The sequence below is a fragment of the Haloparvum alkalitolerans genome, assembly GCF_050122995.1.
Lineage (GTDB): Archaea > Halobacteriota > Halobacteria > Halobacteriales > Haloferacaceae > Haloparvum > Haloparvum alkalitolerans.
Window position 1 is genome coordinate 186197 of sequence record NZ_JBNLIA010000002.1, and the last position, 16638, is coordinate 202834.

Annotated in this window: 19 protein-coding genes; 9 read left to right on the forward strand and 10 right to left on the reverse strand. The window is 59.2% G+C overall.

The genetic code is table 11. The features are described 5' to 3' along the window. Nucleotides 1-128 precede the first annotated feature (128 nt). From ACQE3L_RS02740 to ACQE3L_RS02765, 6 genes are all read left to right on the forward strand, one after another. Nucleotides 129-1265, forward strand: coding sequence for a DUF1616 domain-containing protein (locus ACQE3L_RS02740; RefSeq protein WP_426962259.1), 1137 nt, complete (start codon nucleotides 129-131; stop codon nucleotides 1263-1265). 62 nt (nucleotides 1266-1327) lie between these two features. Further along, a complete protein-coding gene (locus tag ACQE3L_RS02745; protein ID WP_426962260.1) occupies nucleotides 1328-2746 on the forward strand; it encodes a DUF58 domain-containing protein in 1419 nt (472 codons plus the stop codon). Continuing rightward, nucleotides 2743-3222: a DUF8163 family membrane protein gene (locus tag ACQE3L_RS02750; protein WP_426962261.1), complete on the forward strand. Its 480-nt coding sequence runs from the start codon at nucleotides 2743-2745 to the stop codon at nucleotides 3220-3222. The genes ACQE3L_RS02745 and ACQE3L_RS02750 overlap by 4 nt, the downstream gene beginning before the upstream one ends. A gap of 143 nt (nucleotides 3223-3365) precedes the next feature. Further along, on the forward strand, nucleotides 3366-3755 hold the full coding sequence (gene tnpA, locus ACQE3L_RS02755; RefSeq protein ID WP_426962262.1) for an IS200/IS605 family transposase: 390 nt from the start codon (nucleotides 3366-3368) through the stop codon (nucleotides 3753-3755). After that, nucleotides 3752-4987 (forward strand): RNA-guided endonuclease InsQ/TnpB family protein, encoded by a 1236-nt coding sequence (locus tag ACQE3L_RS02760; RefSeq protein ID WP_426962263.1) that lies wholly within the window; start codon nucleotides 3752-3754, stop codon nucleotides 4985-4987. The genes tnpA and ACQE3L_RS02760 overlap by 4 nt, the downstream gene beginning before the upstream one ends. Before the next feature lie 77 nt (nucleotides 4988-5064). Further along, the gene (locus ACQE3L_RS02765; protein ID WP_426962264.1) at nucleotides 5065-5892 is read left to right on the forward strand and encodes a DUF7982 domain-containing protein; all 828 of its coding nucleotides are present in this window, start codon (nucleotides 5065-5067) and stop codon (nucleotides 5890-5892) included. 204 nt (nucleotides 5893-6096) lie between these two features. On the opposite strand, the gene ACQE3L_RS02770 is transcribed toward ACQE3L_RS02765, so the two are convergent. The 6 genes from ACQE3L_RS02770 to rfbB all read right to left on the reverse strand — a co-directional run bounded on the left by ACQE3L_RS02770 (nucleotide 6097) and on the right by rfbB (nucleotide 10994). Next, complete coding sequence (locus ACQE3L_RS02770; protein WP_426962265.1) at nucleotides 6097-6681, reverse strand: hypothetical protein; 585 nt, start codon at nucleotides 6679-6681, stop codon at nucleotides 6097-6099. Nucleotides 6682-6914: 233 nt separating this feature from the next. Further along, nucleotides 6915-7907: an AAA family ATPase gene (locus ACQE3L_RS02775; RefSeq protein WP_426962266.1), complete on the reverse strand. Its 993-nt coding sequence runs from the start codon at nucleotides 7905-7907 to the stop codon at nucleotides 6915-6917. Further along, entirely contained in the window at nucleotides 7900-9003 is a 1104-nt protein-coding gene (locus ACQE3L_RS02780; protein WP_426962267.1) for a DUF4350 domain-containing protein, read from the reverse strand. Before ACQE3L_RS02780 ends, ACQE3L_RS02775 begins: the two co-directional genes overlap by 8 nt. Continuing rightward, nucleotides 9004-9279: a DUF8044 family membrane protein gene (locus ACQE3L_RS02785; RefSeq protein WP_426962268.1), complete on the reverse strand. Its 276-nt coding sequence runs from the start codon at nucleotides 9277-9279 to the stop codon at nucleotides 9004-9006. It abuts the gene before it with no gap. Nucleotides 9280-9615: 336 nt separating this feature from the next. Beyond that, complete coding sequence (locus ACQE3L_RS02790) at nucleotides 9616-10068, reverse strand: NUDIX domain-containing protein (RefSeq protein ID WP_426962269.1); 453 nt, start codon at nucleotides 10066-10068, stop codon at nucleotides 9616-9618. Next, on the reverse strand, nucleotides 10068-10994 hold the full coding sequence (rfbB, locus tag ACQE3L_RS02795) for a dTDP-glucose 4,6-dehydratase (RefSeq protein ID WP_426962270.1): 927 nt from the start codon (nucleotides 10992-10994) through the stop codon (nucleotides 10068-10070). Before rfbB ends, ACQE3L_RS02790 begins: the two co-directional genes overlap by 1 nt. Before the next feature lie 52 nt (nucleotides 10995-11046). On the opposite strand from rfbB, the gene rfbD reads away from it, so the two are divergent. After that, nucleotides 11047-11937 carry a dTDP-4-dehydrorhamnose reductase gene (gene rfbD, locus ACQE3L_RS02800; protein WP_426962271.1) on the forward strand — a complete coding sequence of 297 codons (891 nt, stop codon included), beginning with the start codon at nucleotides 11047-11049 and terminating at the stop codon, nucleotides 11935-11937. On the opposite strand, the gene ACQE3L_RS02805 is transcribed toward rfbD, so the two are convergent. The 3 genes from ACQE3L_RS02805 to ACQE3L_RS02815 are packed head-to-tail and all read right to left on the reverse strand — an operon-like array spanning nucleotide 11934 to nucleotide 13657. Further along, nucleotides 11934-12113 carry a hypothetical protein gene (locus ACQE3L_RS02805; RefSeq protein WP_426962272.1) on the reverse strand — a complete coding sequence of 60 codons (180 nt, stop codon included), beginning with the start codon at nucleotides 12111-12113 and terminating at the stop codon, nucleotides 11934-11936. The two genes, rfbD and ACQE3L_RS02805, sit on opposite strands and share 4 nt — an antisense overlap. Nucleotides 12114-12115: 2 nt before the next feature. Then, a complete protein-coding gene (locus ACQE3L_RS02810; protein WP_426962273.1) occupies nucleotides 12116-13189 on the reverse strand; it encodes a glucose-1-phosphate thymidylyltransferase in 1074 nt (357 codons plus the stop codon). A gap of 3 nt (nucleotides 13190-13192) precedes the next feature. Continuing rightward, entirely contained in the window at nucleotides 13193-13657 is a 465-nt protein-coding gene (locus ACQE3L_RS02815; protein WP_426962274.1) for a dTDP-4-dehydrorhamnose 3,5-epimerase family protein, read from the reverse strand. Nucleotides 13658-13917: 260 nt separating this feature from the next. On the opposite strand from ACQE3L_RS02815, the gene ACQE3L_RS02820 reads away from it, so the two are divergent. Beyond that, nucleotides 13918-14865 carry a glycosyltransferase family 4 protein gene (locus ACQE3L_RS02820; RefSeq protein WP_426962275.1) on the forward strand — a complete coding sequence of 316 codons (948 nt, stop codon included), beginning with the start codon at nucleotides 13918-13920 and terminating at the stop codon, nucleotides 14863-14865. A gap of 271 nt (nucleotides 14866-15136) precedes the next feature. Here the strand turns inward: ACQE3L_RS02820 and ACQE3L_RS02825 are convergent, their stop codons facing one another. After that, nucleotides 15137-15856 carry a class I SAM-dependent methyltransferase gene (locus tag ACQE3L_RS02825; RefSeq protein ID WP_426962276.1) on the reverse strand — a complete coding sequence of 240 codons (720 nt, stop codon included), beginning with the start codon at nucleotides 15854-15856 and terminating at the stop codon, nucleotides 15137-15139. Nucleotides 15857-15997: 141 nt separating this feature from the next. Here ACQE3L_RS02825 and ACQE3L_RS02830 point away from each other — a divergent pair, with 141 nt between their 5' ends. Then, a complete protein-coding gene (locus ACQE3L_RS02830; protein ID WP_426962277.1) occupies nucleotides 15998-16633 on the forward strand; it encodes an IS6 family transposase in 636 nt (211 codons plus the stop codon). The last annotated feature ends 5 nt before the right edge of the window (nucleotides 16634-16638 follow it).

Sequence of the window (16638 nt, forward strand, 5' to 3'; positions counted from 1 at the left end):
CCACCACCCGGCACGATCGGCCGTATTGGTTCCCTCATTGAAATACTTCTGGATCTGAAGAGTGGGCGGTTCTCCGTTCGGTTCCCTAACCGACTTGTTTTTACAGGGTGACCTGTATATCCAGCGTAATGCTGGGTCGACGGGATCTGTGGCTGCTGCTTCCACGCCCAGTCCGTCGGCTGCCAGCCGATCTCGCCGCGGTCGTTCTGCTCACGCTCCTGACGCTCGCGTCCGTGTTCATCCCGATCGTGAACGAGACGCCGCTTCGCGTCGTGTTCGGGCTTGCGTTCGTGCTATTTCTGCCCGGCTACGCGTTCATCGCGGCGCTGTTTCCGGAAGAGGGAGAATCACCGACCACCTCGGAAGCGGGTGGGACCGCGGCGTCCGAACCGGACACAGACGATGGGGATGATGCAGATGGCCCTGCCCCAGTTCCGGGGACGGCCGCGGCCGAGGAGGCGACCGCGGAGACGGCCGACACCTCCGCCGACGATCCGACCGCCCGCGCCGGTATCGACGGGATCGAGCGCGTCGCGCTCTCGTTCGGCCTCTCGATCGCCATCGTCCCGCTGATCGGGCTGGTGCTCAACTTCACGCCGTGGGGGATTCGGCTCGTTCCGATCGCGGTCTCGGTGTCGCTGTTCACCCTCGGCTGTGTCGTGGTCGCGGCCGTCCGTCGGTGGGAACTACCGCCTGAGGAGCGCTTTGTGGTGCCGTATCGCGAGTGGATCGCGGCCGGGAAGGCTGAGGTGTTCGAGCCTGAAGATCGGACTGACGCGGCGTTGAACGTGGTGCTCGGGCTGAGTATGCTGCTGGCCGTTGGAAGTGTGGGGTATGCGGTCGCCGTCCCGCAGGATGGCGAACAGTTCACGGAGTTCTACCTGCTGACGGAACAGCCGGATGGCGAGCTGGTTGCGGATGACTACCCTGAGGAGCTGGCGCTAAACGAGTCCGCGGAGCTCATCGTCGGCATCGGGAACAACGAACACAGCACCCAGAACTACACCGTTGTGGTCCAACTCCAGGAGGTCACGGTCGAGGGGAACACCTCGACGGTCGAGCGCCGTGAAGAACTCGGCCGGTATGGGACGACGCTCGAGCATAACGCGACGGACCAGCGACCGTTCGTGGTGGAACCGACGTTCACGGGCACGGAGCTTCGCGTCCAGTTCCTGCTGTACATGGGCGAGGCACCAGCGTCGCCGACACGGGAGAACGCCTACCGTGACCTCCACCTCTGGATGAACGTTTCCAACCCCCAGTAACGCGGTCGGCTGTCGCCGGAGGTGGAAAGGTTCAATGGAGTTGCCCGGAAGGGTGGGAACGGATGGAGCTCACGCGTCGCTGGTGGCTGACCGCGGCCATCGGCCTCTGGCTGCTGGCCGTTGCCGTCCTTACCCAGCAAGCGGTGCTCCTGTATGGCGGCGCGGCGATCGCCGCGTGGCTCCTTGCGGTCACGCTGTGGAGCACGCAGTGGATACTCCGGACGAACACGGACCTGTCCGTTACGACAGAGCTGTCCCACGCGGTGACGCGGACTGATGAACCGGTGCAGGCGACGCTCACCGTAACGCGCACGGATACAGTCGGGGCGGTCGAGACGACGCTCCCGCTTCCCCCGGGCGTCTCCTGTCCGAACGGGCCCCCCACGGTCACACTCGCCGCTGGCGAGCGGATCGCAGACACAACGGTGTCGCTGACGCCGACGGTCGTCGGGCAGTTCGAGTTGCCGACGCCCCGTATCACGTTCGCGGAGCCGTTTGGCTACTACACGCAGACGGTGGAGACGGGGTCGACGCCAGCGCTGACGGTCTCCGCGCGGACGCCGTCCACGCTCCACGTCGGACAGGGGGGCACGCCGGCCATCGGGGCGTTCGGCGAACACGAGGGTGACCGGGCCGGCCCGGGTGTGACGACGCGCGAGCTCCGCGAGTACCTTCCCGGCGACGCCGCGGACGCGATCGACTGGAAAGCGACGGCCCGGCTGGGTGACGTGTTCGTGCGCGAGACGGAAGCCGAGACGGACCGACGGACCGTCCTCCTCGTCGACCATCGCGGCCGGATGGCGTCCGGCCGGGAGGGAGAGACGATGTTGGCGTACGCCCGTGAAGTCGGGCTCGGGATCACCCAGTACGCCGCCGAGACCGGCGACCCGCTCGGGCTCTGGACCATTGGCGACGAAGGGATCACGACCGCGATCACGCCGGGCAGCGGTCCGGAGACGTACACCCGCATCCGAGAGACGCTGACGGGGCTACAGCCGGCTGGCGAGGCCACACCGGGTGGGGCACGCGCTCCGGCAGCGGTCCGCCGGACGGCTGACCAGCTCCGCGATGAGGAGCACCAGTTCGCGAGGACGTTGCGCCCGTTCGTGAGCGCGGCCGATCCGTACGTGACGCGCATGCGGGACGACCCGCTCATCGAGACGGTTCGGCGCGTGCGGACGCAGCTCACCGCGGACACGACGCTCGCCATCGTGACGACGGATACGGATCCCGTCCGCCTCAAGGAGGCCGTCCGGATGGCGACGCTTGGAGGAGGAAGCGCCCTCGTGTTCCTCACGCCGCAGACGCTCTTCGGAACGGCCGGCCTGGGCGACCTCGACGAGGCGTACGACGCGTACCTGTCGTTCGAGGACCTCCGGCGCGAGATCGCGGGGTACCCGCGGACGACCGCGTTCGAAGTAGCCCCGGGTGATCGACTCGCGGCCGTCCTGTCGAACCGACGGGAGGCGCAGACTGCATGACCGAGCTGGGATCGAGGGGGTGGCTGCGGACCGGACGCCGCGACCATGACCCGATCAGTCTCGGCGGGCTGCTGCTCGCGGCCGGCGCGCTCGGGGTCGGGAGTGACGGAGGGGTCGTGGCTGCCGTCGGCCTCCTTCTCACGGGCCTGCTGCTCACGAGTCTGCCCGCCGTCGCAGCCGGCCAGTTGTGGCTCCTCCTCGGCGGTGAACCGAGACTGCTGACGCTGGTGATGGTACAGGTCGGCCTCCTAATCGTCCTAACCGAACCGGCACGCACGGTTGGTGTCCGGTCGCCGATCGTACTTACGGCCGCGCTCTTCGCCATGTTTGCCGTCTCGATCGGAGTCCTCCAGACGCAACTCTCGATCGGCTGGCTCGCGGCCGGCCTCTGTCTGGTCGTCGCGATGGGCGTGTACGGCTGTCACCGCTATCTCCGCGTGCGCCTCGGGCTCGCCCGCCCAACAATGGAGACATAATAAACATAGGAGCGCGTCCTCTCGTCTTTAGTCGGGGATCAAGCGGGCAATAGCCTACGTCCCCACCGCCGACGCCAAAACGGAAATTCCCACCGTTCTGTCGGTAGTATTAAGATACTGGCTGACTATAGTATACAACACGGATGAAAAGCACACGGCATGCAACCTATAACCTCAACTACCACATAGTGTGGTTGCCGAAGTACCATCAATCAGTACTCGTTAATGAGGTTGCCAGCCGTGTGCGGTCCATCCTCCACGAAATAGCAGACAACAAAGGCGTCGAAATTCTCAACCTCACGTTACAGCCCGACCACGTTCACCTGTTCATCAGTAGCCCGCCCAAGAACGAACCCGCACTCCTCGCTAACTGGTTCAAGGGTATCTCCTCACGTAAGTACAACCATCGATACGCCGACCATGAGGGCGAGAAAATCGGCTGGGTGAGAGGATACTACGCAGGAACCGCCGGGGACGTTTCAAGTGAGACAATCGAGAATTACATCCAGCAGCACAAGGAGGGCAACTCGTGATCGAACTCACGAAGACGCTCGAACTCAAACTGGTAGAGCCAAACGCCCACAAGCGAAGGAAACTTCGTGAGACGCGAGAGGCATATCAAAACGCCCTGAAAGAAGCTTTCGGTGCCGGATGTGTCACGCAGACTGAAGCGAACGATGTCGTAGTCAACTACGACCTGAGCGGGTACGCGAAGAACGCCCTCAAGAAATACGTCCCACAACTCACGACGACGTACAGCGCGGGTGAACTTCATGACAACCACCCTGTTCGGTTCACTAACGAAGGGCTACGACTCGACCACAAGCCCGAGAACGCAATCGAGTGGTACGTCAAAATCCCGCACCATGAGGACTATCACCTCTGGATTCCCGCTCAACCGAATCCCGAACAGCGGGACTGGCTGGAAGCGTTGAATGCAGGAGCTGCCACGATGGGTGAGAGTCGGCTGTTCGAGCGGGAGGGAACGTGGTATCTTCACATCACCGCCACCCGAGACGTAGAGAAACACTCCGAGGTGTCCGCTGAAGAACCGACACCCATCGGGGTAGACGTAGGAGAGGCGTCACTCGTCACGGTGTGTCACCGCGACGACCACGGTTCTCCGACCACGCCCGTTCTATGGGCTGACGAGGGGAAGACCGTTCGTCGGCTCCGCAAGACCTACTTCACCGCCAAGCGCCGCCTCCAGGCGCGGGGATGCGAACGTATCGCGGAGTCCTTTGGGGACAAGGTGTGGAACCAGATAGACGATATACTCCACACCGTTACCCGCGAGGTTGTGGAGTACGCTGAGTCCGTCGAGAATCCCGTTCTTGTACTAGAAGATCTGACGTATATACGGGAGTCGATGGACTACGGCGGCTTCATGAATCGAAGGCTCCACGGATGGGGATTCGCCAAAATCCATGCGCAGATACGCTACAAGGCCGTCGAGAAGGGTATCCCGGTGGAGACAGTGAATCCACGAAGCACGTCGAAGGACTGTCACGCTTGTGGTGAAGTGGGGTACCGCCCGCGACAGGCGACGTTCAAATGTACGAACGACGCTTGCTGGATAAGCGAGTACCAAGCCGACGTGAACGGTGCGATCAACATAGCTGACCGCTACCTCAGCGGAGAGAGCCATTCAAGAGAACACACGGATGACGATGACTCGGCTGAGGATGGGGGGCGTTTGACCGCCCCGCAAGACAGCCAAGCTGATGCTATCAAGCACGAGACGCTTGGAACGTATGCGTCTTGAAACCCATAGGGCTACGCTCGGCCTAAAATCCCGTGGTGGGATTCCCGGGTCTCTAGAGCCGGGAGGAGGTCAAGAGCATGTCTGATACTACCTCGACGACACGGAACGCCACCGAGGAGTCGGCCGCGGAGCTGCAGGCTCGCGTCGACCTTCTCGAAGAGGAAACGCAGCGCCTCCGCGCCGAGCGCGACCGCGAAAAGCACGTCAAACACCGTCGGACGGCAGCCGGATTCGCCCTGCTGGGGCTGTTCGCTATCGGAGGCGCCGCCCTGTTTCCGGACGCACGATCCGTCCTGTTCGCGCTCGCGGGGACGGGCCTGTTTGCGGCCGTTCTCACACTGTGGATCACGCCCGAACGGTTCGTCAGCGCCGACGTCGGCGAGCGTGTCTACGCTGCGATGGCGCGGAACGGCGATGCGGTGGTGAGCGAACTCGGGCTGGTGGGCGAGCCGACGTACGTTCCTCGAGAGTCGGACGTCCGGCTGTATATCCCCCAATCCACGGGACACTCAGTCCCTGCCGCGGACGCACTCGAGGAGACGTTCGTCGTCGGCGCGGACGACGCCGACCGCGGTATCGCGTTCGAGCCGACAGGTGCACGCCTTCTCGACGCTCTCGACTGGAACGAGGGAACCGTAGCGAGCCAGGCGAACCTGCTGGCGAGTGCGCTCGTCGAGACCTTCGAGCTCGCCACCGCAGTGGACGTCGACGTCGACATCACGAACGGTCGCGCCACCTGGACCGTGTCTGACCCTCTATATGGGACTGGTGAGCAGTTCGACCACCCGATCGTCTCACTGCTCGCCGTTGGGACCGCGACCGCGGTTGACGAGCCGGTTCGGACGGATATCGACACTGGCGACTCGTTCACGGTCACGTGTCGGTGGGACGTGGATGACACGTAGCCAGGAGACATTTCACACGTTGGGACTGGTCACCGGCTCACCGGAGTAGTTCGTGCTTGGTGGCCCGCTTTCGCCATACGGACGTTCGAGAAAACACGTCCCGGCGAGGACGGAGAGTCGGCGCCATCGAGATTGCCTCCGCCGTCGAAGCGGCCGACCGATGGCGCCGCCAGAACCGGTGACTGTACTGGGAGTGAGGAGGGCTCAGCTTCCGCTCGTGTTTGCGGTTCCGGATGCCGAGAGGGACGCGGATGCCTCCGTGTTTGTGACGCTCACTTGGAACGTCGTGTTGAGGATGTCGTCCTGTTGGTCGAGGATGTTGTCCCCACTGTCTTTGAGCGTCACGTCCAGCCACAGTTCAACACTCGAGGTCGTCGTGTTCCCGTCTGTATCGGCACTAAACGCGCTGGCATCGAGTGTGTTGAGAAGGTTGATCTCCCCCATGTCTCTGGTGAGTGATCCGTCAGTGGAGCTACTGCTCGGGGTGAACGCGTATGGCGTATTCCCAACGGTCGATTTGCTGGTGTTCGGCCCGCTCGTGTGCCAGGTTACCTCCACTGTTGCGACGGCAGCGTCTTGATTGGCCCAGTCCACGGTAATGCTGGGCGTGATCGTCAAGGAATCCAACTGCCCATCAGTCGAGGACACTGACACGTCCGCAGCATCCAGCGTCCCGTCAGCTGCGAGCGACGGCTGTGTTAGGGTTACGATACCGCCACCTGCGAGCAGCGCAACGAGCCCGCCTCCCGTGACCTTCCTCAATACGTCCCGACGACGTATCTGTCTCATGTCTACGATATTGGACAACAGACGAAAAAGAGTGGTGGCCGATAGATCATTATGATTTTTCGTAGACATAAATATATAAATGAGACTGGGGTATCATTTACGACAGTTGATGCGAAATCTCCGTTTTTAGGCGGAAATAGATCCGGAAGAACGCTTCACCGGGGGGCCGATTCGGCTGCTGCTCCCGTGTCACAAAGGGCCAAGAGGGCCGACCCAGATGAATTCCGACTGGGTCAATTATCGGCGACTGACGGGTCGGGTGCCTCGGACGTGAACGTCTCGTCGCTTCCCGGGGGGGTGACGGAGTCGACGAGCTCCGTGACGATGTCGTCGACCGCACGGTCGGCGAGTTCCGCGTCCGTGCTTCGGATAACCCGATGGCGGAGTACGGGGAGCGCGAGCGCCTTCACGTCGTCCGGGATGACGTACTCGCGGCCGTGGATCGCCGCTCGCGCCTTCGACGCACTCAGGAACGCGAGCGACGCCCGCGGTGAGCCGCCATGCTGGAGTGCACTGGACGACCGCGTCGCCGCGACGATGTCGAGGACGTACTCCTTGATCGGCGCCGCGACATGGATGCCCTGGACGGCGTCGCGGGCAGCTTGAATGTCGGCCGCGTCCACCACGGAGGAGATGGCCGCCGCATCGAGATCGGGGTCCGCATCGAACCGGTCCAAGATTGCACGTTCGTTGTCCCGCTCCGGCACGTCGACGACGTACTTCAGCTGGAAGCGGTCACGCTGGGCCTCGGGGAGTTCGAAGACGCCCTCCATCTCGAGCGGGTTCTGCGTGGCGACGACGAGAAACGGGTCCGGCAGTGCGAGCGAGTCGCCGTCGATCGTCACCGTCGATTCCTGCATCGACTCCAGCAGCGCGGACTGGGTCTTCGGCGTCGCGCGATTGATCTCGTCCGCGACGACGACGTTCGCGAACACCGGCCCGCGCTGGAGCTCGAACTCGCCCTGCTGCTGCCGATAGATCTGCGTACCTGTGATGTCGGCCGGCACCATGTCCGGCGTCATCTGGATACGGCTGTAGGAGAGGTCCGTCGCCCGGGCGACCGCGTTCGCGATAGTCGTCTTCGCGACGCCCGGAACACCCTCGAGGAGGACGTGCCCGTCCGTAATCATCGCGATCGTCAGCCCTTCGATGACGTCCTCGTTGCCGACGACCACGTTCGACGTTTCCGCAAGGATGGCCTCATAGAGCGCTTCGGGACTACTCATTGGCCTCTGCTGCGTCTGTCTCCCCTAAAGTTCCTGCCATCACGTGGTCGAGTCGCTCCTCGTCCCACTCGGGATGCTGCTCGCGAAGGTACGTCTTCAGTGCTTCTGGATCCGTGCGCTGTGTCTCATCCGGTCGCGTGGTGAGACCGAAGTACGTCCCCACCCGTGTGAATCGGGTCCCGACCGCGTGGACGACCGCGCTCCAGTGGGACCGTCCCGAGAACGCGGTGCCGACCGCGAGCAGGCCGACCAGTCCGAGCAGGACCTGCAACCCGGGCGTTGCCCGAAGTGTTTGGAGGGCGACCGCGAGCGGGGGCTGGCTCCCGGCGTGTGAGTAGTCGAGCAGCGCCGCGTCGTGGCCGTTGAGGAGCGCGGTCGCGAACGCGCGGTTGTCCGGGGCATCGAGCATCGCGTTGATGAACAGGCTAGGGTCGCCGACCGTGATCACTTGCCCCTCTCCCATCGATTCTCGCGCGACGACCGCATGGGCGGCCAGCGTCTCGTTCGCGTCGAGTTCGTCGTTCCGGTTGCGGTCGAGATACGCGAACTCCGACGTTCGCACGAGCACGGTCGCGTTCCCAGGCTCGACTGCCGTGCCGTGGTTCAGCGTGAGCTGGTCGACAGCCGCGAGCTCCGGATCGTCGGACACGTTCGTTGCAACCGGGAACCGCGGATTCTCTCCGTAATGCCGCTCGTCACGCAGGATGTCGCCATCGAGTCTGGCGCTCGCACCGAGATCGTCGAGGAGCGCGTTCCCGTGTGCCCCGAAGTTGTCCGCGACCACGAGGGTCCCGCCGTTCGCGAGGAAGGTCTCGATCCGCTCTACATCGGCTTGGGAGTACCCCTCCGCGGGCGCGATGACGAACGCGACCGTCGCGTTCGGCGCCGCGGCCGCGTACCCCTCCGTGTCGAGGAGAACTTCGGTCTCGGTACCGTCCGTGTCCAGCTCCCGGAGATCCGAGGTCCCCTCCCATGAGGGGTTGTACGACCCGAACGCGACCGTCGAGGTGGAGGCTGCCAGGATGAGTGCCACGACGACCGCGGCCGTCAGCAGGGCGAGGACAGTGCGTGGGAGGTCCGGCCACGGCGACGCCATCTAGAACAACCCCTCCGGCAGGATCGCCAAGATGCGACGGATAACGATGATCCCGAAGCCCAGCAACCCGACCGCGATCAGCGGAAGCAGCCGTCGGCGCCACCGCGGCGTCACGTTGAACGGCGCGGTCAGCTCGACGACCACCAGCAGCCCGATCAGGGACATGACGAAGAAGAGCTCGAGCTCCATCGATCCCAGCAGGGAGAGCAAGAGGATAGCGCCCACCAGCCACGCGGTCACCCCCGTGACGAACCGCTGCCGCTTCGCCGTCGTCATTGGTGAGTGTTGGGATGGGTGGGGGTTTGTAGCTTGTCGTTGGAGAGCAAGGTTGCGACTACGGTCGGCCGCGGACCGCGTGACGCGATACGGTGATGAAGAATGGGTCGGTACCCCTCGAGTCCAAGATCAGAGACGCGATCAACCTGTTGATCCAAGCGGCGCGAACGACCGATGCGATCCGCTTGAGGGTTGACGGAGTAACCTCGGATATCCAGAGAATCGCGAAGGTCTGAAGCGTGGATAGAAGGGGGAGTTGGTAGAGAAAGAGACGGTTCGGGGCCGAAAATGGATATTGAGCGCAGGAAGATTAGGTTGGACTAATAGTAGAACGGGCTAGTAGTCGTTGAGATACCGTTTGATGTATGGATGGAACTCGTCGAACGGTGGCCGGAAGACCTGGAAAGCACCATGCTGATCGTCGCCGTTGAGCTCGGGATCGTTACGATCGAGGTGAGAGGAATAGGCGGTCGCGAGATAGTGCTTCGAGTCGACACCCCCGGTTGCGGCCGTTTCGTAGAAATGTTCATAGGTTCCAATACAGCCGTCGATGACTACAGGTTCACCCAGTTCCGCCTCGGCAACGCGATGGACGGCCTCAGTACGGGATTCGTTTTTGAACACCGTCCCACCGGGAACGAACCATTCGCCTTTCACGGGTTCGTTTTCTCGTTTTCCGAGGAGTACGCCACCGTCGTGTTCGATCACAAGGTCGACTGAGACGAGTGGGACATTTGCGACGATCGTGCGCCACTCGTCGTCCGCAATCGGCTTTTCGCTGTCAGTCATCAGCTGAGGTAGTAATCGACTGTTCGTTTGAGCGCGTCTTCGAAAGAGTGCTGGGGCTCCCAGCCCAGCGCTTTGATCTTGTCGGTGTCGAGCGCGTATCGCTGATCGTGGCCGGCGCGGTCCTCTACGAACTCGATGAGATCGTCGGATGCGCCGACGGCATCGAGGATCGACTCGGTAACTTCGAGGTTCGTCTTCTCGGCATGGCTACCGATATTGTACACTTCACCAATGTTGCCCTCCCGAAGCACTAGATCGAGTGCGCGACAGTTGTCTTCGACGTAGATCCACTCACGTACGTTCGACCCGTCACCGTACACAGGGAGACTCTTCCCGGTAGCTGCGTTCTGGATGAACTTCGGAATGAGCTTCTCGGCGTGTTGTCGTGGGCCGAAGTTGTTACAGGTTCGAGTGATGACCACGGGGAGGTCGTGTGTCGTTTGGAAGCTGTTCGCGAGTAGATCCGCACCTGCCTTCGTCGCGGCGTAAGGATTGCGTGGGTTGAGGGGGTCGTCCTCAGAGAAGGTCCCGTCAAGCACCTGGCCGTACACCTCGTCGGTTGAGATTTGCAGGAAGCGATCGAGATCTGCCTCGTTGGCCGCATCAAGCAATGTCTGTGTTCCCTGGACGTTCGTGCTTACGAAGGGTTTCGCGCCCTCGATGGAGCGATCGACGTGTGATTCTGCGGCGAAGTTGACGATCGCGTCGACATCGGCGACGAGTTCCGTAACAAGTTCTTGATTACGGATGTCCCCCTCGACGAACTCGTGGCGTGGGTCATCGAGGACGCCTTCTAGGTTCGTCTTTGAGCCCGCGTACGTTAGTGCGTCCAGTGTGACGATTTCGTCGTCAACGTGGGTGTCAAGCACGTGGTGTACAAAGTTGGATCCGATAAAGCCGGCACCGCCTGTGACGAGGAGTCGCATACTACCTTACTCTCAACAGCACCTATTTATATTCCTGTTGAAATACCGAACTATGCGTCTTCTCGTCGTCGGGGCGAACGGACTTCTCGGTAGCAACGTCGTTTATACCGGTATCCAGCGCGATTGGACGGTCGCAGGCACGTACCACTCGACACGACCTGAGTTCGAAATCCCGCAGACACAGTTCGACCTCACAGATTCCGAAACGTTCGACGAAGTACTCGAGACTCATGACCCGGATCTCGTAGTTAACTGCGCCGCGATGACAGATGTGGATGGGTGTGAAAAGAACCCTGATCGGGCAGACGTGATCAACGGTGATGCACCGGGCGCGTTGGCGTCCCAGTGTGCGGCAAATGATGTCGAGTTCGTCCACGTCTCGACCGATTACATCTTCGACGGCACCGCGCGGGACCCGTATTGTGAAGGAGACATGCCAAACCCCGTCCAAGTGTATGGCGACTCGAAGTTAGCGGGCGAACGAGCGGTGCAGGAGGCAGACGGGGACCACCTGATCGCGCGGCTCTCGTTCGTATGGGGCGTCCATCGGAGTTCGGGTGAGCTTAACGGGTTTCCGGCGTGGGTCCGTGACCGGCTGGCGTCGAGTGACACTGTCCCGCTCTTCACCGACCAGTGGGTGACGCCGACGCGGGCAGGTCAGGCGGCTGCGACGCTGCTTGATTTGGTCGACTCGGATGCAACCGGGCTGTACCACGTCGCTTGTCGATCCTGTGTAACGCCCCACGAGTTCGGCGAGGTACTTGCCGGTCAGCTCGAATCAGATGCGTCGCTGCTCAAAGAGAGGTCGACCGACGATGTCAATCGGGACGCGACACGCCCGACGTACACCTGTCTCGATGTGAGTACCGTCGAGTCGCGACTCGGCCGGCCACAGCCGACGCTGGAAGCGGACGTGAGAGAAATCAGGGACGCTGTGCGCTAGATCTCGTAGCGCTCGCGGTTTTCGAGGAAGTGCTCGCGCACCTCTTCTGGTAGGTCGTCGAACCGGAGGACTCCCTGACAGCCGAGTCCGGGACACTTCATCACGCGGTTAGACTCGAGCTCATTCGCGGCGACGACGGTGCCACAGTCCGGACAGGAGTGAGTGATGATGCGCATGGTTACAGTTTGAGCTGGGAGTTCTCGCCGACGACGAGGCGGCGGCCCTCGGGGAGATGATTCTCCGCACTCTCGACGTTCGCGCTCCGGCCAAGGAGACTGTCGACGATTCGCCCCGACGCCGTGATCGTCGAGTCGCCGATGACGACGCTGTTCTCAATGTGCACGTTCTCGAGTGTGGAGTTCGCGCCGACCGAAGTGTATGGCCCGACATAGGTACCGCTCTTGATGACCGTATCTTCAGCGATCGAGACCGGCCCGCGGACGACCGCGCCGTCCTCGATGACCGCAGATTCGTGGAGTTCGATACGGCCGTTAACCTCTGCGCCGTCCTCGACCGTACCTGCGGTCTCAAGTACTTTGTCCTCGAGGACAAGCCGGTTAGCGTGGAGGATGTCCTCGGGCTTCCCGGTGTCCTTCCACCAACCCGTAACAACGTGCGAGTCGATCGCGTGGCCGTCTTCGAGTAGGTCCTGGATGGCATCCGTGATCTCGAGTTCGCCTCGCCACGACGGTTCGAGGTCGTCAATGGCGTCGAAGATCGCGGCAGAGAAGACATACATCCCGACAAGTGCGAGGTTCGTTGGCGGGTCGTCAGGCTTTTCGATGAGCTCCGTAACGTTGCCCGAATCGTCGACGCCCGCAATTCCGAACGCCTGGGGGTTCTCGACCTCTTGGAGCGCGATACCCGCGCCGTAGTCGCCCGCTTGGAAGCTCTCGACGAGGTCGGTGACACCCGACTTGAGGATATTGTCCCCGAGGTACATTACGAAGTCGTCGTCACCGACGAAGTCGCGGGCACAGCCCGCGGCGTGCGCGAGCCCGAGCGGGTTCCCTTGGACGATGTACGTAATCTCGACCCCGTACTTCGAGCCGTCGCCGAGGAGTTCCTGAATCTCGTCGCGACCCTTGTTGCCGAGGACAACCCCGATCTCGGTGATTCCTGCCTCCTTGAGGTCGTCGATGGCGTATTCGAGAACCGGTTTGTTCGCCACCGGGACGAGCTGTTTCGGACCGGTGTGAGTGATCGGGCGGAGGCGTGAACCTGTCCCGCCGGAGAGGAGTACACCTTTCATCGTTCACCCGTCCGGGTTCTCGTCCCAATCCAGCGGAATGTGGTCGGTGTCCGGCGGTAGCCGTTCCTCGTCCGGGTCCTCGTAATCGTAGAGATTGGTCGGAAAGTTCACTAGGAAGGACGGTTCGTCGCCGATAGCCTTGAAGCCGTGCCAGCAATCGCCCGGAATCCGGATGACCTGCTGACTGTGCTCGCCGATGACGAACGTGTCGAGGTTGCCCTCCGTAGGTGAATGCTCGCGGTCGTCGTAAACGCCGACCTTGATTCGCCCCGAGGGACAGACGAAGTGATCGACCTGTCCTCGATTGTGCTTGTGCCACGCCCGGACGACACCGGGGTACGTCATCGAGTAGTAGGACATTGCCGGTTCTGGGTCATACGTGTCCCAGTCCTCGCGGAACACCTCGACCAGATGGCCGCGCTCATCCGCGTTTACTTGGAGGTCGCGGACCTCTACGCCCTGTATCATGTGTTGAATGACCAATTCTATGAATTTACAGTTTGGGATTTGAGAAAGCAGTATACTACTTTTCCATGCATTCTTGGCAGTACTAGATTAAACTACCTTTCGGGCTTCCACGTGCGATTACAAAATAAAATAGCTTGAACACTGTTTGGACAGGTTCTACTACTGTACAATCGAAGGGGCAGACTTTCATAATAGTGTAGAATAGTGGTGAATAGAGATTTACTCTGTGAGTACTGATTAACGCTACTGACGACGCCTCCATGTCACCAACAAATCCTCAGACGACGGTACATCTGGTAGTTGACTATCTAGCATACCATTCAGGTCAATCCAAGGTTGCAATCACTCGGGCCAAGGCGCTCGAAGAATTTGGGTATCACACTAAGATCTGGGCCGCTGATGTGGATTTTGAGTTTGCCGAGTCGAAGTTTGACATTGAGACAGTAAGTAATGTTGGTCCGGTTGGTATGCCGTTACTCGCTCGCCCAATCTCTGTACCGGACGAGGATGTCGTTCTTTTGGAGGGGGGCGCCTTGGGGAACTTCTTTCTGCACAATAACAACGTCATTTACGTGAACCACGGCTTTGTCCCACGTAACGTCACAAACACACGAAGAATCTCTCATATGGCGTATATCGCAACCAGAATACCGCAGTTGCGGTACGCTGACAAATTGTATTCCGTCTCCGAGTACGCCAAAAATCAGCTTGAATCTAAGTTGGGGTACCACTCATCAGTGGTCTACAACCCCATCGATACTGATCGGTTTAGGCCCTTAGACACCAACCAACATCATGAGTTGGGGGTCCTTTCTGGGAGCCGCTCACTAGCGAACGCTCTCGAACAAACGGATATTGAGATATATTCACCCGAATTCATCGCAGAAAATGATTTACCGGAGTTCTACTCTAGTCTTTCGGTATTCTGCCATCTGACTGAATGGGATAGTTTTGGACTTCCCGTCGTTGAATCGATGGCGTGTGGCACACCACCTGTCGTACTAGAGAATTCTGCAAAAAGAGAGATCGTCGGTATGGAAGAGTTGATTGCTGGCTCACCTGATGAAGCGGTAGAGATGATTGAGCAACTGATTGATGATGATAGAACCCGTGAGGAGCTAGGTGAAAAAAGCCGGTTGAGGGTTAAAAATATGTTTGATCATATAAGAACAGTCCAAGATTTCATGCTAGAATTATCAAATTTATAGGCAGTGCTCAAATTCGCTGGTTTCATACAATATCGAACATCTGAGCCACAGATTAGCAGTATTTGTGACAGTGTTGCTCAAATCGTTTCTTCACCAGGCTTGGAGCACCTTAGACTCTGACCACTACGGATCGCGGAGTTGATCTGAAACAGTCAACTCAACGCTAAAGCGGAAGTAAGGTGCGTTCATCCGTTTACGACGATGGTGGTAGTTCCGCAAACTCACTATCGCCTGTCTTAGTCAGAACACTAAATGAAAATTTAGCTTTGATTCACGAATTTATTATATAGACTATATTACCACCCCACATACGATGGTAAAGTGATCTACTTATTCTGAATGTCGCTGCATCCATATTTCCAGCAAGTGTACGTACTGGATTGTCGTGTGAATCAAAGTGACGACGGCTCGGTGTTAGCTGAGAATATCTAACATCAAAACGCTCGACTATCTTCTGAATATCCGCTAATGTCCACCAATGAACGTGGCCAACATCGCGCTTTGAGTCTTCCCACGTAAAAATACCAAGTTTGTTCTGTGCCCGACGGCAGTAATTATACTCGATCGGAACTTTAGCAATCACCGTTTCAGCAATTCTGATGGCTTCCTCAAGAACTGTTACTGGCTCCCTCACGTGTTCTAAAATATCCATGAGACAACAAACATCGAATTTTTTGTCCTTAATTGGGGTTCTTTGTGCGTCTCCAACGATACAACGTTTCTCGTCGGCGATCTCGTCGGCCACGTACACAGCTCGCGTCGAAAAATCAAGACCAACAGTTTCCTCCGCATCAAACCACTCAGAGAGAAGGCTGAGGACTTCCCCCGACCCAAAACCCAGTTCAACTATAGAGTCGCAGGAGGTTATTCCTGCTTCCTCAAGAACCTCCGTCACGTGAGACACCTTCCAAGCAGTCACATCCTCCTTGAGATTAAACAAATGATTCTCTTCGTACATTCTCTGTAATTCTCCATCACTTTCAATAGCCATAACTAATCAATATCAACGTGGCCACAAATAGCTACTTCATCAACACATTAAGCAGTTTAGTATCTCACAAATCGGTAATCGCCCAACGGCGGTGTTCAGATAAGGATTGAAAAGTGAGGCGGTGCGTTTTCAAAGTGATCTATGCCCGAAAACGACCGCCTCAGCGGCTGTTTAGACGAGATCAACTTAGAGTTTGTGGAGCGAGAGGCAACACCGCCGCTGTTGATGAAGCTCAGTATTCAGCTTCATTTGTCTGGATTGTCGCTTTCGAATACTGTTTCATTTCTTGAGGTATTCGGTGTTGATCGAGTTCGCTCCACCGTGCATAACTGGGTTCACAAGGCCGATTTACAGCCGGAATCTGGTCGAAGTCCGAATCACGTTGCGGTTGATGAGACCGTGATTCAGCTTGACGACGAACAATATTGGCTGTACGCCGCCGTTGATCCTGATTCAAACGATTTGCTACATACAAAGCTTGAACCGACGAGAACGAACGTGATCGCAGATCAGTTTTTTGCTGAACTTCGCGAAAAACATGATGTAGATAACGCGATCATTCTCGTTGATGGTGCGGTTCCTCTTCACCGAGCATGTGAAAAACATGGCCTCGATTTCAGATACGAACGACATGGAAATCGGAACAGCGTCGAACGTGTCTTTCGTGAGGTAAAACGCAGAACTACCAGCTTCTCAAACTGTTTCAGCAACGCCGAAGCAGAAACTGCTGACGAGTGGCTGATATCGTTCGCTTTCGCATGGAATCAGCTTATCTGAACAGT

Excerpts from the sequence above, each read along its gene's own strand:
- ACQE3L_RS02745 (WP_426962260.1), top strand. The coding sequence starts at position 1,328 with ATGGAGCTCACGCGTCGCTGGTGGCTGACCGCGGCCATCGGCCTCTGG.
- ACQE3L_RS02825 (WP_426962276.1), bottom strand. The coding sequence starts at position 15,856 with ATGGCTATTGAAAGTGATGGAGAATTACAGAGAATGTACGAAGAGAAT.
- rfbB (WP_426962270.1), bottom strand. The coding sequence starts at position 10,994 with ATGCGACTCCTCGTCACAGGCGGTGCCGGCTTTATCGGATCCAACTTT.
- rfbD (WP_426962271.1), top strand. The coding sequence starts at position 11,047 with ATGCGTCTTCTCGTCGTCGGGGCGAACGGACTTCTCGGTAGCAACGTC.
- tnpA (WP_426962262.1), top strand. The coding sequence starts at position 3,366 with ATGAAAAGCACACGGCATGCAACCTATAACCTCAACTACCACATAGTG.
- ACQE3L_RS02780 (WP_426962267.1), bottom strand. The coding sequence starts at position 9,003 with ATGGCGTCGCCGTGGCCGGACCTCCCACGCACTGTCCTCGCCCTGCTG.
- ACQE3L_RS02815 (WP_426962274.1), bottom strand. The coding sequence starts at position 13,657 with ATGATACAGGGCGTAGAGGTCCGCGACCTCCAAGTAAACGCGGATGAG.
- ACQE3L_RS02775 (WP_426962266.1), bottom strand. The coding sequence starts at position 7,907 with ATGAGTAGTCCCGAAGCGCTCTATGAGGCCATCCTTGCGGAAACGTCG.
- ACQE3L_RS02765 (WP_426962264.1), top strand. The coding sequence starts at position 5,065 with ATGTCTGATACTACCTCGACGACACGGAACGCCACCGAGGAGTCGGCC.
- ACQE3L_RS02805 (WP_426962272.1), bottom strand. The coding sequence starts at position 12,113 with ATGCGCATCATCACTCACTCCTGTCCGGACTGTGGCACCGTCGTCGCC.
- ACQE3L_RS02790 (WP_426962269.1), bottom strand. The coding sequence starts at position 10,068 with ATGACTGACAGCGAAAAGCCGATTGCGGACGACGAGTGGCGCACGATC.
- ACQE3L_RS02740 (WP_426962259.1), top strand. The coding sequence starts at position 129 with ATGCTGGGTCGACGGGATCTGTGGCTGCTGCTTCCACGCCCAGTCCGT.
- ACQE3L_RS02770 (WP_426962265.1), bottom strand. The coding sequence starts at position 6,681 with ATGAGACAGATACGTCGTCGGGACGTATTGAGGAAGGTCACGGGAGGC.
- ACQE3L_RS02820 (WP_426962275.1), top strand. The coding sequence starts at position 13,918 with ATGTCACCAACAAATCCTCAGACGACGGTACATCTGGTAGTTGACTAT.
- ACQE3L_RS02810 (WP_426962273.1), bottom strand. The coding sequence starts at position 13,189 with ATGAAAGGTGTACTCCTCTCCGGCGGGACAGGTTCACGCCTCCGCCCG.
- ACQE3L_RS02830 (WP_426962277.1), top strand. The coding sequence starts at position 15,998 with ATGCCCGAAAACGACCGCCTCAGCGGCTGTTTAGACGAGATCAACTTA.
- ACQE3L_RS02785 (WP_426962268.1), bottom strand. The coding sequence starts at position 9,279 with ATGACGACGGCGAAGCGGCAGCGGTTCGTCACGGGGGTGACCGCGTGG.
- ACQE3L_RS02750 (WP_426962261.1), top strand. The coding sequence starts at position 2,743 with ATGACCGAGCTGGGATCGAGGGGGTGGCTGCGGACCGGACGCCGCGAC.